The sequence below is a fragment of the Mycobacterium fragae genome, assembly GCF_002102185.1.
Taxonomy (GTDB): Bacteria; Actinomycetota; Actinomycetes; order Mycobacteriales; family Mycobacteriaceae; genus Mycobacterium; species Mycobacterium fragae.
Window position 1 is genome coordinate 184759 of record NZ_LQOW01000025.1, and the last position, 15429, is coordinate 200187.

The following is a 15429-nucleotide window of genomic DNA, read 5'->3' on the forward strand; positions in this document are numbered from 1 at the left end:
CGACAAGGCAGTGCGACCATGAACAATCCGGTTGACTGGAATTTGCTGCGGGACAAGGCCATCCAGGCTGCGCATCACGCTTATGCACCGTATTCGCGGCTTCGGGTGGGTGCGGCGGCGCTGGTCGACGATCGCCGTGTGGTCACCGGCTGCAATGTGGAGAATGTCTCATATGGCCTAGGTCTCTGTGCCGAGTGCGCGGTGGTCTGCGCGCTGCACTCGACCGGTGGCGGTCGGCTGCTCGCGCTGGCCTGCGTCGACGCGAAGGGATCCCTGCTGACGCCGTGCGGACGCTGCCGGCAGGTGCTGTTGGAGCACGGTGGACCGGAGCTGCTGATCGACCATCGCGACGGCCCCCGCCGGCTGGGCGACCTGCTGCCCGACGCCTTCGGCAGCGACGCACTCCCGTGATTTTCGACGCGCCGACGCTCATCCGGATCAAGCGCGACGGCGGTCGGCTCTCCGACGCCGCGATCGACTGGGTCATCGAGGCCTACACCGACGGGCGTATCGCCGAGGAGCAGATGTCGGCGCTGCTGATGGCGGTCTTCCTGCGCGGCATGGACACCGACGAGATCGCACGGTGGACGGCCGCGATGGTGGCCTCCGGTGAACGGATGGATTTCAGCGACCTGGCGCGCCCGACCGTCGACAAGCACTCCACCGGCGGGGTCGGCGACAAGATCACCCTGCCGTTGGTGGCGGTGGTCGCGGCCTGCGGCGCGGCCGTGCCGCAGGCTTCCGGGCGCGGGCTGGGACACACCGGTGGCACCTTGGACAAGCTGGAATCCATCGCCGGGTTCACCGCTGACCTGTCGAAAGACCAAGTGCGCCAACAACTTCGGGACCTCGGCGCGGCCATCTTCGCGGCCGGGCGGCTGGCACCCGCCGACGCCAAACTGTACGCGCTGCGCGACGTCACCGGCACCGTCGAATCGCTGCCGCTGATCGCCAGCTCGGTGATGAGCAAGAAACTCGCGGAGGGCGCCGGCGCGCTGGTGCTCGACGTCAAGGTCGGTTCCGGCGCGCTGCTGCACGCGGAATCTCAATGCCGCGAGCTGGCCCGCACCATGGTGCGGCTGGGCACCGCGCACGGCGTGCCCACCCGCGCGCTGCTGACCGATATGAACCGTCCGCTGGGCCACGCCGTCGGCAACGCGCTCGAGGTGGCCGAGGCACTGGATGTGTTGGCCGGCGGCGGGCCGGCCGACGTGGTGGAGCTGACGGTAACCCTGGCCGCCGAGATGCTGCAGCTCGCCGGGATCGACGGCCAAGACCCTGTCCAGACGCTGCGCGACGGCACCGCCATGGACCGGTTCCGGGCCCTGGTCGCCGCGCAGGGCGGTGACTTGTCCGTACCATTGCCCCTTGGTGCGTGTTCGGAGACGGTCACCGCCAGCCGGGACGGCACAATGGGCGACATCGACGCGATGGCGGTTGGGCTGACGGTATGGCGGCTCGGCGCGGGCAGGTCCCGGCCGGGCGAGCAGGTGCAGCCCGGCGCCGGCCTGCGCATCCACCGCCGTCCCGGCGAGCCGGTGACCGCCGGCGAGCCGCTGTTCACGCTGTACACCGACACCCCGGAACGGTTCGGGGCCGCGCTGGCGGAGCTGGACGGCGGCTGGAGTATAGGGGACACTGCGCCTGCCCCGCGGCCATTGATCGTCGATCGGATCACATCATGACCACACCGCTGAACCTGGAGATGATCCAGCGGGCACCCAAGGCGCTGTTGCACGATCACCTCGACGGCGGCCTGCGCCCGGCGACCGTGATCGACATCGCCGGAAAAACCGGCTACGACGACCTGCCCGCCACCGAGGTCGACGAACTGACCAAGTGGTTCCAAACCTCATCGCACAGCGGATCGCTGGAGCGCTACCTCGAACCTTTCTCGCACACCGTGGCGGTGATGCAGACCCCCGACGCGCTGCACCGGGTCGCCTTCGAGTGCGTTGAAGACCTGGCTGCCGACTCGGTGGTGTACGCCGAGGTGCGGTTCGCCCCCGAACTGCACATCAACCGCGGGCTGTCGTTCGACGAGGTCACCGATGCCGTGCTGGCGGGATTCGCCGATGGCGAGAAGGCCGCCGCGGCAGAGGGTCGCGCCATCACTGTGCGCTGTCTGGTCACCGCGATGCGCCACGCCGCGCTGTCCCGCGAGATCGCCGAGCTGGCGATCCGGTTCCGGGACAAGGGCGTGGTCGGATTCGACATCGCCGGCGCGGAGGCGGGATACCCCCCAACCCGTCACCTGGACGCATTTGAGTACATGCGAAACCACAATGCCCGCTTCACGATTCATGCCGGTGAAGCGTTCGGCTTGCCGTCCATCCACGAGGCGATCGCGTTCTGCGGTGCCGACCGGCTGGGCCACGGTGTGCGGATCGTCGACGACATCGACGTCGAGCCCGATGGCCGCGTTCGCTTGGGGCGGCTGGCATCGATCCTGCGGGACAAGCGAATCCCGTTCGAGATGTGTCCCAGCTCCAACGTGCAGACCGGCGCCGTTGACAGCATCGCCAGCCATCCGTTCGATCTGTTGGCGCGGGCCAGGTTTCGGGTGACGATCAACACCGACAACCGGCTGATGAGCGATACCACGATGAGCCGCGAAATGCAGCGGCTCGTCGAGGCATTCGGCTACGGCTGGAGTGATCTCGAGCGGTTCACGATCAATGCGATGAAGTCGGCATTCATTCCGTTCGACGAACGGCTGGCGATCATCGACGAAGTCATCAAGCCGCGGTTCGCGGTGCTGATCGGCTAGGGCCGCCAAGCCGCTTGGAATGTCATGAACAGCGCAGCAAGGTCATAAATCCAAAGTCCATGTGAAGTTGCTGGTGGCAGTGCAGCAGCGAAAGGCCGGGTTGGTCCGCGACGAAGTCGACGTCCATGGTCTGGTAACCCCCGAGGATGGCAACGTCCTTGTGGATGCCGGCGGTTGGTGTGCCTGCGATGTGGGTGATTTCGAAGGTGTGACGATGCAGGTGCATGGGGTGGGCGTCGTCGCTGGCGTTGCGAAATCGCAGCCGGTACCGCTTGCCGTAGCCGATATCGAGGATCGCTCGCATGTTATCCATCGCGAAGGCGGTGCCGTTGATCGTCCAAACGTTGAATCCGTTGTGAGCGGCGTTGCGTTTCTCGATCAGCATGTCGATGGTGTGATCGACGGCAGGGGCACTCTGGTCAGCGGTGGTGAACAGGCGGTAGTCCCACCGAAACGGTGATGGTGACACCCATTGCGGGCTGCCGGTGCGCCGGGCGTATTCAACGACGACACCCATTCCGGCTTCCCGGTCGTCGTCGGACAGGTCGCCGAGGATCCAGACACCAGGGCGGGTCATCTCCACGATCGCCGAGACACGCTCGCCGGCGCCCAGCCACAACACCGGCACCGCAACGGGTTTGGACACAGGGTTGCCGTCGAGCGCGACGACGGTGAAGCTGTGACCGGGCAGGGCGAGGCTGCGGGTTTCGGTCGCGCTGCCGTTGAGCACGTGAAACAGTACTCGGTCACCGGTGTTCACCCGAATCGGATCGCCGTGGCCGAGTGCGCGGCCGTTGATGGTGAAGGTGTCGTATCCGATCTCGTACCCGCGGGGCATCCCCGCGGCCGCCGATGCGGCGCTCTCCCGTTCGCCGATGTTCTTCAGTTCCGCAACCGGCTCGCCGGCCAGGAAGTCGCTGGACATCTCTTCGCTCTGGTTGAGGGTCGGCTCGAATTCCTTGAGCGTCAGGAACACTTCGCGGTCGTAGGCACCGCGTTCGTTTTTGGGCTCGATGTACACCGGGCCGACCAGACCGCTGTACTGGCCGCCGGTCAGGTCGGCGCCAGGGGTGAGATGAGTGTGGTAGAAGCGGAAACCCGACGGGCCCGGGACAAACGAGATCTGGCGCATGCCATGGGCGGGAATGAACGGGGTGCCTTCTTCCGAGGAACCGTCGACGTCAACCGGCACCCGTTGCCCATGCCAGTGCAGCTGTTGGGGAAGATCGGTGTCGTTGTACACATCGACTCGAGTCCGTCGGCCCTCGGTGAATCGCAATAGCGGGCCGGGAAATTGGCCATTGTAGGTGGTTGTCGAAATGAATTTGCCCGGCGCCACCTCCACGTCGGTCTTACCGATGCGCAACGTGTAGTCGGCCCTTCCGGGAGGACGCGAACAGCCCGCGGATGCTCCGACAGCCAAACCACCGCCACTGAGCATTGCCAGGCTGCTCCACTTGAGGAAGTCACGTCGATCAACCGACACGCCGATGCCTATCTACAGTCTGACTGCCGAACAGACGCTAACAAACGCCGAGGATGCCGATATGGTCGGTCAGGTGGTGGCTGAGGACTCGGTGTTCGACTTCGACGACGTTGTGGTGGAGCGGAACGGGATCCGGGCGCTAGATGGGTTTACCGCCGCTGTTCCGGAGCGGGGGGTGACAGTGGTGTTCGGCCCCTCGGGATCGGGCAAATCGACGCTGCTTCGCCTGTGCAATCGCCTCGAGGTGGCAACAAGTGGACGAGTATTGTTCTGCGGCAAGGACATCGCGGAGATCGACCCGTTGTGGTTACGCCGCCGGGTGGGTATGTGTTTCCAGCGTCCGACCCCGTTTCGCGGCACAGTGGCCGACAACCTGCGCGTCGCCGACCCGGACGTAACCGAATCGCGGATGACCGAAACGCTTACCAGGGTGGCACTGACCGGATCATGGCTGGACCGCGACGCGACCGCGCTGTCCGGCGGGGAGGCGCAGCGGGTGTGTCTGGCCCGCACCCTGGTCGCCCGGCCCCAGGTGCTGTTGCTGGACGAACCCACGTCCGCGGTCGACGCCGCCGCGGCGGGTGTGATCGAACAGGCGGTGCGCGAACTGGCGCAGAACGACGGGATCCCCGCGCTGTGGGTCACCCACGATGCTGCACAGGTCGATCGGATCGCGGATCGGGTCTTGCGTATCGAGCACGGTCGGGAGGTGACGCGGTGAACGGTCAGGTGGGCTGGATCGGGCTGGCGACGTCGCTTGCATTGGTGGCGTTCGCGGCGGGGATCTCGCTCTGGCAGCGGTTGGGTCTGGAAGGGCAGGTGGTGTGGGCAGCGGCCCGCGCGCTGGTCCAGTTGCTGCTGGTGGGCGGTCTGTTGACGCTGCTGTTTGCCCCGGGTCGTTCGCTGTGGTGGTCGTGGGCGTGGACCGCAGGCATGATCGCCTACGCCGGCGACGTCGCGCGCAGGCGCGCGCCGGAGGTACCGCGACTTGGCCCGCTGGCTGTCGCTGCTTTCGCCGCAGCGGCGGTGGTCACCCTCGGAGTGATATTCGGGTTGCGGGTTTTCCCGCTGCAGCCCCGCACCCTGGTGCCGATCGCCGGGATGATGATCGGCAACTCGATGACGGCCACAGTGCTGGTGGCGCGGCGCCTGGTCGACGAGCTGCGCGACAAACGCGACGAGGTCGAAGCGCGACTGGCGCTGGGCCAGCCCTACCGCCAAGCGGCCACTCCCTACCTGCGAATCGCGTTGCGATCGGCGGTGTCCCCCCAGATCGAAACCACCAAGGCCACCGGGCTGGTATTTTTGCCCGGCGCCATGACCGGGCTCATCCTCGCCGGCGTCTCCCCGGTCCAAGCCGTGCTGGTGCAGGCGGTCGTGATGTTTCTCGTCCTGGCTTCGGTCGCGGTCACCACGGTGGTGGTTGCCCTCGGGCTGGTGCGGCGGGTGTTCACCCGCGACCACCGGCTGGTGCTACTCGCGCCGTAGCCGCGACTCCACGAACCGCTCCAGCGCCTCCCATTCCCGCACCACCTCGGCATACGGGGGCTCGGGCTTGGGTGCGGAGTCGGGCTCGAGGACATAGGTCGTCAGCTTGCCCAGCGGACGCTCGGTCGCGAGCGCCTTGTCGACGGTGTTGTCCTCCGCGTACTCGCCGACATCGCGAAGCAGCTCGACGACCAAGTCGAGCTGGTCGCGGTCCACCGCATCGGGCCCGTCGGCCAAGTCGTCGGCCAGCCCGGTCAGCACATAGATGTTGTCGTCGGTGATGTCGACCTGCAGCGAGCCGTCGGTTGCGGCGGTGCGGATGTCGTCATAGGTGCTCAGGTCGGACAAGTCATGGTCGTGCTCGTCGGCAAGATAGCGGGCCAGGGCCCGCTCCGAGCTGAATACGCTGATTCGGCCGTTGCGCCCCAAGAAGATCGGGCGATCGTCGAAATAGCAGCGCAGTGTGTAGAACGTGCCTGTGCCGGTCATGATCTGGATCGGGTCGATGCCGACCTTCAACCAGAAGTCTTCGTCGCCGCCCAACACCATCTCGTCGTGGGCGGCCTCCGACTCGGTTTCCGCTTCGTCGCTGACCTCGGTGACACCTTCCTCGTCGGCGCTTTCCGGCTCGTCCTCTTCGGGCGGTTCCGACAGTTCGTCGGCGGCCCTGGCCGAGGCCGCGGCGTCCACCTCGGGAATCGTGACGATGGCGTCGATGGCGGCGAGCACGTCGTCCCAGCCGCGCGCGATGACATCGGCGATCGCATGCCAGCGTTTGAGTCCGGCTCTGCCGGTGAAGTGGCCGATACCGCCGCCCAGCGTGCCCAGGCTCGGGTTGCCGTTGAAGAACTTCGTCACCGCCGCAAGCTCGCACACCGATCCGATGGACGAGACGATCGCCAATGTGTTGGCCAGCGCGGTGACCGACTCCTCGGTCGGCTTCTCGGCGACCAGTTCCTCCACCGCGACGAGGTCGAATTGCCGGTCCGCGGCGGGCTCGAGCTTATGGGCATTGGCCTCGGTCAGCGCGTGCCACCCAGGGTGGTCAACCAGATCGTGGTCTTTGTTGCTGCGCACGAATGCGACCAGGTCAGCTGCCGTTTCGAAGCCGTACAGGTCTTCGTCCTTGCCCAAAAACGCCTCCCACTCGTCGCCGGCGTCGCGCCAGCGAGGCGCCCACACGGTGTAGCGATCACCGGCGGTCAGGCTCAGGCGGACGGGCACGAGGTCAGCAGCCATGCGGCACAGAATAGCGACGGGTGGCCCGGCCACCGGACCGAGGCAGGCGTTAGCCGGCCGAGGTGAGCCAAATATCGGTGATGGCAGGCGCTCTGGTCGCGTAACCAAGCTTGGGTAACCCGTACATCTGCTCCACCGTCGATAGCACGTTGTAGTGGCTGATCGGCTCGCTGTACGTTCCGGGCTTGACGTTCGCTCCATAGAAGACGGTCGGTATTTGATTGCGCGACGAGTTGTCGTCCTCGTCCCAGGTCAGGATCAGCAGGCTGTTATTGGCCTTCGCCCAGGCGGCGTACGGCGACAGGTTTTGATACAGCCAACTGTCGCCTTGACCGATTGAGCCGTCGTGCATGTCGTTGTCGAGGTTGGGGATGACGAACGACACCGTCGGCAGGCTGGCGTAGTTCTGCGGTGACGGAAATGCGGAGAACGGAAGCGAGTGCGAGCCACCGATGTTGGTGAAGCTGGCCCAGGGCACATGTTTACGCGCGTACTTACCCGCACCGCATGCCGTTGAGCCCACCGCCGGCAGGCTTTCGGCGTATCCCGCGAATGTGTAACCGGCCGCGAGCAATTCAGACCCGAGATTGGGTGTGTTGCCGCCGTTGACGGGACAGATGTTGTCCTTGACCCCGAGCGTGCTGCCGGCGAACAAGGCGTAGTAGTTCGGCTCGCTGGGATGAACCTCGGCGTAGGACTGCGCCATCATTGCGCCGTTGGCGGCCAGTTGGTTGATGAACGGGGCCGACTTGTTTCCGATGATGTTGGATTGAGAGCGATTCTCCTCCACCACAATCACGATGTGTGCGGGAGTCGGGACCACGGCTGCCGCGAAGTTCACCGGAGCGGTTGTCGGGGCGAGATGCGCGGGCGGAGACACGGTTTCCGCGGCGATGGCCAGCACGCCCAATAGGCAAGCCCTTCGGTATCCCTTGCCTTTTCGCCGGATGCGGCGTCGCATGCCGCGAAGTATAGAAACGCGGTTTCTTGTCGTGGGTAATGAAGTCGGCGTGTCCGTACTAATTTGCCGCACCAGGCAACCGCGTAGCGGGCTAGGGTCACTTTCATGGAGGTGCGTGTCGTCAACCACCCGCTCGCGGCGGCGCGGCTGACCACCCTGCGCGACGAACACACGGACAATGTCGCGTTTCGGGCCGCGCTGCGTGATCTGACGCTGATGCTGGTCTACGAGGCCACCCGCGATGCGCCTCGCGAGACCGTCACGGTGCGTACCCCCCTGGCGGAAACCGTCGGCACCCGGTTGGCGAAACCGCCATTGCTGGTGCCGGTATTGCGGGCCGGGCTGGGCATGGTCGACCAGGCGCATGCGCTGTTACCGGAAGCCCTGGTGGGGTTCGTCGGGATCGTCCGCGACGAGGAGACCTTCTCTCCCATACCGTATTTGGAGTCGCTGCCCGACGATCTGCGCGGCCAGCCGGTGATGGTCCTTGACCCGATGCTGGCCACCGGCGGATCGATGACCCACACGATCGGGTTGCTGCATCGCCGCGGCGCCGACGACATCACCGTGCTGTGTGCGGTCGCGGCACCGGAAGGCATTGCGGCGCTTGAAAAAGCGGCGCCCAACGTGCGGGTGTTCACGGCGGCCGTCGATGACGGCCTCAACGACGTCGCCTATATCATGCCGGGCCTCGGCGACGCCGGGGACCGCCAATTCGGGCCGCGCTGAGTCACCAGCTGCGTACCTGGTCCACGAGCTCGTCGAGCAGCCCGGTCGCCCGAGCGTGATCAGCGCAGCGAACCTCGATGTAGCACTTGACCTTCGGTTCGGTGCCCGACGGGCGGACCACGACCCGCGCCGATGTGTCGCCGTCGCCGCCGGCGAAGACCAACGCGTCGGTGCGTGGCTGTAGATCGGTTGTGCTGGCGGAAAATCCGGCGAGTTGGCGTGGTGGCCGGGCCCGCAGCCGGCCCATCAGTGCGGTCGCCTCGTCCGCGTCGGCGACCGGGCGTGACACGGCGGCACCGACATGCACGCCGAATCGACGGGCGAGGTCGTCGAGCGCGTCGAGCACCGAGCGGCGTGCGCTTTTGAGCTCCGCCACGAGGTCACAGGCCAGCACCGCGGCGCTGATACCGTCCTTGTCCCGGACCGCGGCCGGGTCGACACAGTGGCCGATCGCCTCCTCGTAGGCGTAGATCAACGTGCGGCCGGGAAGGTCGGCATCGGCGCGGGCCAGCCACTTGAAACCGGTGAGGGTCTCGACGTGGCGTGCGCCCCAGTGTGCGGCGATCGCGGCCAGCATCCGCGACGACACCACGGTGCTGGCCACCACGCTGGTCGCCGGAGTATCGGCGTGCGAAAGAATGAAATCGCCGAGGAGCCATCCTGTTTCGTCGCCGGAAAGCATCCGCCACCCCGTCGGCGTGGTTATCCCGACCGCACAGCGGTCGGCGTCGGCATCGAGCGCGATCGCGACGTCGGCGTCGACGACTGCGGCCAGGGCCAGCAGCGCGTCGGTGGCGCCGGGCTCTTCGGGGTTGGGAAACCTGACCGTGGGGAAGTCGGGGTCCGGGGCGAACTGTGCCTCGACGATGTGGAGGTCGTCGAAGCCGGCCCGGCGCAGTGTCTTGACGGCCACCGCGCCGCCCACCCCGTGCAGTGCGGTCAGCGCCACGCGGACCGAACCCGATGACCGTCGCACCTTTGTGGCCCGCTCGATATAGCGGTCGACCAGCGCGGTGTCGGCGGGTTCGACGGCCGTCCTGGCGATCTCGTCGGCGAAAGGCGCAGCGGCCATCGCGGTTTCGATCTCGCGGTCGGCGGGAGCGACGATCTGCATTCCGCCGCCGAGGTACACCTTGTAGCCGTTGTCTCCCGGCGGGTTATGCGATGCGGTGATCTGGATGCCGGCCGGCGCGCCGGTGTGCCGCACCGCGAACGCCACCACTGGGGTGGGCACCGGATCGGGAAACTGGATCACCGAAAAGCCCGCGGCTGCAAGCACTTCGGCGGTGGCAGTAGCGAATTCAGCCGAGCCGTGCCGCGCGTCGCGGCCGACGATCACCTGCGAACCGGCAAGGCCACGGCCGGCGAGCACGGTCGCCACCGCCCACGTTGCGCGCAGCACCACCGCGAGGTTCATCGCGTCTGGGCCACCGCGCATCGGCCCGCGCAGCCCAGCGGTGCCGAACGTCAAGGGCCGAGCGAATCGGGCAGACAGTTCCTGTGGGTTGCAGGCGGCAAGTTCGGCGGCCGTCGCCGGGTCGGGGTCGTGCGCAATCCACTCCTGGGGCGTCACAGCCGGGCGACCACATCGGCCAGCAATGAACCCATCCGCGTCGCCGACGCCGCCCCGGCCGCCAGCACCTCGACGTGGCTCAACGGCTCGCCGGTGATCCCGGCCGCCAGGTTCGTCACCAGCGACACCCCCAGCACCTCGGCGCCCGCCGCCCGCGCGGCGATTGCCTCGTGCACGGTGGACATGCCCACCAGGTCGGCGCCCAGCATCCGCAACATCCGGATTTCGGCGGGCGTCTCATACTGCGGCCCGAGCAGCCCGGCGTACACCCCTTCGGCCAGCGCCGGATCCACCTCGCGGGCCAGGGCGCGCAGGCGCGGCGCGTACGCGTCGACCATGTCCGCGAACTGCGGGCCGACCAACGGCGATCGAAACGTCAGGTTCAGCTGATCGCTGATCAGCACCGGCTGGCCCACCTCGAAGTCCGGTCGCACTGCGCCGGCGGCGTTGGTCAGCACCACGACACCCGCCCCCGCTGCGCAGGCCGCCCGCACCGGGTGCACGACGTGCAACAGGTCATGGCCTTCGTAGGCGTGGACCCGACCGGCCAGCACCAGCACCCGGTGCTCACCGATGGCCACCGACAACACCTGGCCGGTGTGCCCGGCGGCGGTCGGCGGAGTGAAACCGGGCAACTCGGCCATCGGCAGCTCGGCGGTCGCCGGGCCCAACGCGGCAACGGCGGGCGCCCAACCCGAGCCCAAAACGATCGCGACATCATGTTCTGCGATCCCGGTGCCCTCGGCGATGAACTGCGCCGCCCGCGCGGCGAGTGCGCTGGGATCCGGTGGACCAGTCACAGTGGGGCAGCCTAGCTGGTGAGATACTGCGAGAATGCCAACAACCACGGTGCTGGACCGCGTCGAGGACACGGTTCGGCGCCGCGGCACCGACCTCGTCGAGCTGTCGCATGCGATCCACGCCGAACCGGAGCTGGCGTTCGCCGAGCACCGCAGTTGCGCGAAGACGCAGGCGCTGGTCGCGGAGCGGGGTTTCGAGATCACCGCGGCGGCCGGTGGTTTGGGAACCGCGTTCCGCGCCGACTTCGGCAGCGGACCGCTGACCGTCGGCGTGTGCGCCGAATACGACGCGCTGCCCGGAATCGGTCATGCATGCGGCCACAACATCATCGCCGCGGCCGCGGTGGGTACGGCGCTGGCGCTGGCCGATGTGGCCGACGAGTTGGGCCTGACCGTTGCGCTGATCGGCACCCCGGCAGAGGAATTCGGCGGCGGAAAGGTCTTGCTGCTGGGCGCCGGAGTGTTCGACGACCTGGCGGCGGCCGTGATGGTTCATCCAGGCCCGGTGGATATCGCGGCCGCCCGCTCGCTGACGCTGTCCGCGGTACGCGTCGACTACTGCGGACGAGAAGCCCATGCCTCGGCTTCGCCGTATCTGGGTGTCAACGCCGCCGACGCCGCCACCGTCGCGCAGGTGGCGATCGGGTTGCTGCGTCAACAGTTGGCCCCTGGCCAGCAGGTGCACGGCATTGTCAGCGATGGCGGGCAGGCCGCCAACGTCATCCCCGGCCACACCGAACTGCGGTACACGATGCGCGCCGCTGAGGCGTCGTCGCTGGCAGATCTGGAAGCCAAAGTGCGCGACTGTTTTTTGGCCGGTGCGATCGCCACCGGCTGTGACTACAGCGTGGAGTACACCGAACCGACCTATGACCCGCTCAAGCCCGACCCGTGGCTGGCCGACACTGTGCGCGCCGAGATGGTGCGTCTCGGCCGCATACCCGTCGACACCGAGTTCGAGGCAAGGTATCCGCTGGGCAGCACCGACATGGGCAACATCACCCAAGTTCTGCCCGGGATCCATCCGATGGTCGCCGTCGACGCCGGCGGCGCGTCACTGCACCAGCCCGAATTCACCACCGCGGCCGCCGGTCCCAGCGCCGACAGCGCAGTAGTCGACGGCGCAATCATGTTGGCGCGCACTGTCGTTCACCTTGCGGAAGCACCGGATGAGCGTGACCGGGTGCTCGTCGCTCGTGACCAGCGGGCGGCATCATGAGCCTCGTGGACAGTGCCGAATCGTGGCTGACCGCACACTACGACGAGCTGATCGAATGGCGGCGCCACATCCACCGCTACCCGGAGCTGGGCCGCCAGGAATACGCCACCACACAGTTCGTCGCCGAGCGGCTGGCCGACGCCGGGCTCAACCCGAAGGTGCTACCCGGTGGAACCGGCCTGACCTGCGATTTCGGTCCCGAACAGGAATCCCGGATCGCGCTGCGGGCCGACATGGATGCGTTGCCGATGGCGGAGCGCACCGGCGCCCTCTACGAATCGACGATGCCCAACGTCGCGCACGCCTGCGGTCACGACGCGCATACCGCGATCCTGCTGGGCACCGCGCTGGCGTTGGCGGCGGTGCCCGAGCTGCCGATCGCCTTACGGCTGATCTTCCAGCCGGCCGAGGAGCTGATGCCCGGCGGCGCGATCGATGCGATCGCCGCCGGTGCGCTCTCCGGGGTCAGCCGGATCTTCGCGCTGCACTGCGATCCCCGACTGGCGGTCGGCAAGGTCGCGGTGAAAGCCGGGCCGATCACCTCGGCTGCCGACCGGTTGGAGATCACGCTGTATTCGCCGGGCGGACACACGTCGCGGCCACACCTGACCGCCGACCTCGTCTATGGGCTGGGCACCCTGATCACCGGGCTGCCCGGTGTCCTGTCCCGCCGTGTCGACCCGCGCAACGGCACCGTAATGGTGTGGGGCGCAGTCAATTCGGGTGCGGCCGCCAACGCGATCCCGCAAACCGGGACGTTGGCCGGCACTATCCGCACGGCCAGCCGGGAAACGTGGGTCAGCCTCGAGGACATCGTGCGCCAGGCGGTGGCCGCGCTGCTGTCTCCGTTGGGCGTCGAGCACACGCTGCTATATAGCCGCGGTGTTCCGCCGGTGGTCAACGAGGAAGTCTCGACTCGGATCATCGTGCACGCCATCGAGGCGATCGGCCCGGATGTGCTGGCCGACACGCGACAATCCGGCGGCGGCGAGGACTTCTCCTGGTATCTGGAGGAAGTACCCGGCGCCATGGCGCGGCTCGGGGTTTGGTCGGGTCACGGGCCCCAGCTCGACCTCCATCAGCCGACGTTCGACCTCGACGAGCGCGCGTTGGCCATCGGGGTGCGGCTGCTGGTCAACATCGTCGAGCAGGCCGCGACCGCCGCAATCTAATGCCCCGGGCCGACGTTGCGTGCCGGACGGGTGCGCAGGTTGTGCACATATTCGGCTGGCGCGCCTGCGATTTCGGCGGCGTCGGCCATCACACCGAGATAGCGCGCCGACGGCAGACCACCTTCCCAGGCGTCCACCACGTACAGCCACGCCAACACCGGATCGGTTGTGGTGTCCGACGACAACCGCTCAACCCGACAGCGAATCTTCTTGTGAATGCCCAGCTCCGCCCCCTCCCAGCGGTCCAGGTTCACCTCGTCGGCCGGCGTCACGTCGTAGAGCACGACGAACACCTTCGATGCCGGATCCTCGACGAGCGTCGCCAGTGCACCCTCCCAACCGATGTCCTCGCCCGCGAAGGTCAGCCGCCAGCCGTGTAGCCAGCCCGTCCCGGCCATCGGCGAATGGGGTGCGCGCTGCATCATCTGCTCGGGATGCATGTTCGAGCCGTAGGCGGCGTAGAGCGGCACGCAGAAAGCTTAGACAACAGTTGCTGGCTGAGCAGTGATCTAAACGCCGGGATAGGTTAGGGGCTGTGGCAACCCGCATCGTGATCATCGGGGGAGGGCCGGCCGGGTATGAGGCGGCACTCGTCGCCGCCGCCCGCGATGCTGACGTCACCGTCGTCGACTCCGATGGCATCGGTGGCGCGGCCGTACTCTACGACTGCGTGCCATCGAAGACGTTCATTGCCTCCACCGGTGTGCGCACCGAACTGCGCCGGGCGCCGCACCTGGGTTTCGACATCGACATCGACGACGCCAAGATCTCCTTGCCGGAAATCCACCAGCGGGTCAAGAGGCTGGCCGCCGCACAATCCGAAGACATCACCGCGCAGCTGCGCAGCATGGGTGTCGAGGTGATCGCCGGCAAAGGCGAGCTGGTCGACACCAGCCCCGGCCTGGCCCGTCACTGCATCAAGGTAACCGCCCGCGACGGCGCCACCAGCGAACTCGACGCCGACGTCGTGCTGATCGCCACCGGCGCCAGCCCGCGGATCCTGCCCTCTGCACAGCCCGACGGCGAACGGATCCTGACCTGGCGCCAGCTCTACGATCTGGACACCCTGCCCGACCACCTCATCGTGGTGGGTTCCGGCGTCACCGGGGCCGAATTCGTCCACGCCTACACCGAACTCGGCGTCGCCGTCACCGTGGTGGCCAGCCGCGACCGGGTGCTGCCGTACGAAGACGCCGATGCCGCGCTGGTGCTAGAAGATTCGTTCGCCGAACGCGGCGTCAAGCTGGTCAAAAACGCGCGCGCCGAGTCGGTCACCCGCACTGACGACGGGGTTCTGGTCACCATGACCGATGGCCGCACGGTGGAGGGCAGCCACGCCCTGATGACGATCGGGTCGATTCCCAACACCGGCGGCCTGGGACTGGAGCGGGTGGGCATCGAGCCGGGCCGCGGCAACTACCTGACCGTGGACCGGGTGTCGCGAACATCGGTGCCCGGCATCTATGCCGCCGGCGACTGCACCGGGCTGCTGCCGCTGGCGTCGGTCGCCGCAATGCAGGGCCGGATCGCGATGTGGCACGCGCTGGGCGAGGCCGTCACACCGATCCGGCTGCGCACTGTCGCCGCGGCGGTGTTCACCCGGCCGGAGATCGCCGCAGTCGGGGTGCCGCAATCGGCCATTGACAACGGATCCGTGCTGGCGCGCACGATCATGCTGCCTTTGCGGACCAACGCGCGGGCCAAGATGTCCGGGCTGCGCCACGGCTTCGTGAAAATCTTCTGTCGGCAGGCCACCGGGGTGGTCATCGGCGGCGTGGTGGTCGCCCCCATCGCCTCGGAATTGATCCTGCCGATCGCGGTGGCGGTGCAGAACCGCATCACCGTGAACCAGTTGGCGCAAACGCTGGTGGTCTACCCGTCGTTGTCGGGTTCGATCACCGAGGCGGCCCGCCGCCTGATGGCACACGATGATCTGGATTAACTGCCGGTAGCCTTAGGGCCAGTGCCTACCGACGAGTAACAGGAGTCCAG

The 15429-nt window shown here is 67.3% G+C and carries 15 protein-coding genes; 9 read left to right on the forward strand and 6 right to left on the reverse strand.

What is annotated here, in order from left to right; genetic code table 11:
* Positions 1-18 precede the first annotated feature (18 nt).
* From AWC06_RS14085 to AWC06_RS14095, 3 genes are read left to right on the forward strand one after another with little or no spacing between them, the layout of a single operon-like run.
* A complete protein-coding gene (locus AWC06_RS14085) occupies positions 19-411 on the forward strand; it encodes a cytidine deaminase (protein WP_085198545.1) in 393 nt (130 codons plus the stop codon).
* Positions 408-1685 (forward strand): thymidine phosphorylase, encoded by a 1278-nt coding sequence (locus tag AWC06_RS14090; protein WP_085198547.1) that lies wholly within the window; start codon positions 408-410, stop codon positions 1683-1685. The genes AWC06_RS14085 and AWC06_RS14090 overlap by 4 nt, the downstream gene beginning before the upstream one ends.
* Positions 1682-2770 carry an adenosine deaminase gene (locus AWC06_RS14095; protein ID WP_085198549.1) on the forward strand — a complete coding sequence of 363 codons (1089 nt, stop codon included), beginning with the start codon at positions 1682-1684 and terminating at the stop codon, positions 2768-2770. Before AWC06_RS14090 ends, AWC06_RS14095 begins: the two co-directional genes overlap by 4 nt.
* Before the next feature lie 22 nt (positions 2771-2792).
* On the opposite strand, the gene AWC06_RS14100 is transcribed toward AWC06_RS14095, so the two are convergent.
* Positions 2793-4262, reverse strand: coding sequence for a multicopper oxidase family protein (locus AWC06_RS14100; RefSeq protein WP_085198551.1), 1470 nt, complete (start codon positions 4260-4262; stop codon positions 2793-2795).
* Positions 4263-4317: 55 nt separating this feature from the next.
* Here AWC06_RS14100 and AWC06_RS14105 point away from each other — a divergent pair, with 55 nt between their 5' ends.
* Complete coding sequence (locus AWC06_RS14105; RefSeq protein WP_085198668.1) at positions 4318-4977, forward strand: ABC transporter ATP-binding protein; 660 nt, start codon at positions 4318-4320, stop codon at positions 4975-4977.
* The gene (locus tag AWC06_RS14110; protein ID WP_085198553.1) at positions 4974-5744 is read left to right on the forward strand and encodes an ABC transporter permease; all 771 of its coding nucleotides are present in this window, start codon (positions 4974-4976) and stop codon (positions 5742-5744) included. Before AWC06_RS14105 ends, AWC06_RS14110 begins: the two co-directional genes overlap by 4 nt.
* Here the strand turns inward: AWC06_RS14110 and satS are convergent.
* Together satS and AWC06_RS14120 are read right to left on the reverse strand one after the other, a co-directional pair.
* Positions 5730-6983: a protein export chaperone SatS gene (gene satS / locus AWC06_RS14115; RefSeq protein WP_085198555.1), complete on the reverse strand. Its 1254-nt coding sequence runs from the start codon at positions 6981-6983 to the stop codon at positions 5730-5732. The two genes, AWC06_RS14110 and satS, sit on opposite strands and share 15 nt — an antisense overlap.
* A gap of 49 nt (positions 6984-7032) precedes the next feature.
* Positions 7033-7956 carry an alkaline phosphatase family protein gene (locus AWC06_RS14120; protein WP_169715357.1) on the reverse strand — a complete coding sequence of 308 codons (924 nt, stop codon included), beginning with the start codon at positions 7954-7956 and terminating at the stop codon, positions 7033-7035.
* Positions 7957-8049: 93 nt separating this feature from the next.
* Here AWC06_RS14120 and upp point away from each other — a divergent pair, with 93 nt between their 5' ends.
* Entirely contained in the window at positions 8050-8673 is a 624-nt protein-coding gene (gene upp / locus AWC06_RS14125; RefSeq protein ID WP_085198559.1) for a uracil phosphoribosyltransferase, read from the forward strand.
* A 1-nt stretch (position 8674) separates the two neighbouring features.
* Here upp and AWC06_RS14130 read toward each other — a convergent pair whose 3' ends face one another.
* Entirely contained in the window at positions 8675-10246 is a 1572-nt protein-coding gene (locus AWC06_RS14130) for a phospho-sugar mutase (protein ID WP_085198561.1), read from the reverse strand.
* On the reverse strand, positions 10243-11046 hold the full coding sequence (locus AWC06_RS14135; protein WP_085198563.1) for a purine-nucleoside phosphorylase: 804 nt from the start codon (positions 11044-11046) through the stop codon (positions 10243-10245). The genes AWC06_RS14130 and AWC06_RS14135 overlap by 4 nt, the downstream gene beginning before the upstream one ends.
* Before the next feature lie 34 nt (positions 11047-11080).
* On the opposite strand from AWC06_RS14135, the gene AWC06_RS14140 reads away from it, so the two are divergent.
* Both AWC06_RS14140 and AWC06_RS14145 read left to right on the forward strand, forming a co-directional pair.
* Positions 11081-12265: a M20 family metallopeptidase gene (locus AWC06_RS14140; RefSeq protein ID WP_085198565.1), complete on the forward strand. Its 1185-nt coding sequence runs from the start codon at positions 11081-11083 to the stop codon at positions 12263-12265.
* Positions 12262-13437: an amidohydrolase gene (locus tag AWC06_RS14145; protein WP_085198567.1), complete on the forward strand. Its 1176-nt coding sequence runs from the start codon at positions 12262-12264 to the stop codon at positions 13435-13437. Before AWC06_RS14140 ends, AWC06_RS14145 begins: the two co-directional genes overlap by 4 nt.
* Here AWC06_RS14145 and AWC06_RS14150 read toward each other — a convergent pair.
* On the reverse strand, positions 13434-13907 hold the full coding sequence (locus tag AWC06_RS14150; protein ID WP_085198569.1) for a gamma-glutamylcyclotransferase family protein: 474 nt from the start codon (positions 13905-13907) through the stop codon (positions 13434-13436). The two genes, AWC06_RS14145 and AWC06_RS14150, sit on opposite strands and share 4 nt — an antisense overlap.
* A 65-nt stretch (positions 13908-13972) precedes the next feature.
* Here AWC06_RS14150 and AWC06_RS14155 point away from each other — a divergent pair, with 65 nt between their 5' ends.
* On the forward strand, positions 13973-15379 hold the full coding sequence (locus AWC06_RS14155) for an NAD(P)H-quinone dehydrogenase (RefSeq protein ID WP_085198571.1): 1407 nt from the start codon (positions 13973-13975) through the stop codon (positions 15377-15379).
* The last annotated feature ends 50 nt before the right edge of the window (positions 15380-15429 follow it).

What these genes read in the sequence shown, in the direction of transcription:
- AWC06_RS14085 (WP_085198545.1), top strand. Translation starts at nt 19, where the DNA reads ATGAACAATCCGGTTGACTGGAATTTGCTGCGGGACAAGGCCATCCAG.
- AWC06_RS14095 (WP_085198549.1), top strand. Translation starts at nt 1,682, where the DNA reads ATGACCACACCGCTGAACCTGGAGATGATCCAGCGGGCACCCAAGGCG.
- AWC06_RS14105 (WP_085198668.1), top strand. Translation starts at nt 4,318, where the DNA reads ATGGTCGGTCAGGTGGTGGCTGAGGACTCGGTGTTCGACTTCGACGAC.
- satS (WP_085198555.1), bottom strand. Translation starts at nt 6,983, where the DNA reads ATGGCTGCTGACCTCGTGCCCGTCCGCCTGAGCCTGACCGCCGGTGAT.
- upp (WP_085198559.1), top strand. Translation starts at nt 8,050, where the DNA reads ATGGAGGTGCGTGTCGTCAACCACCCGCTCGCGGCGGCGCGGCTGACC.
- AWC06_RS14140 (WP_085198565.1), top strand. Translation starts at nt 11,081, where the DNA reads ATGCCAACAACCACGGTGCTGGACCGCGTCGAGGACACGGTTCGGCGC.
- AWC06_RS14145 (WP_085198567.1), top strand. Translation starts at nt 12,262, where the DNA reads ATGAGCCTCGTGGACAGTGCCGAATCGTGGCTGACCGCACACTACGAC.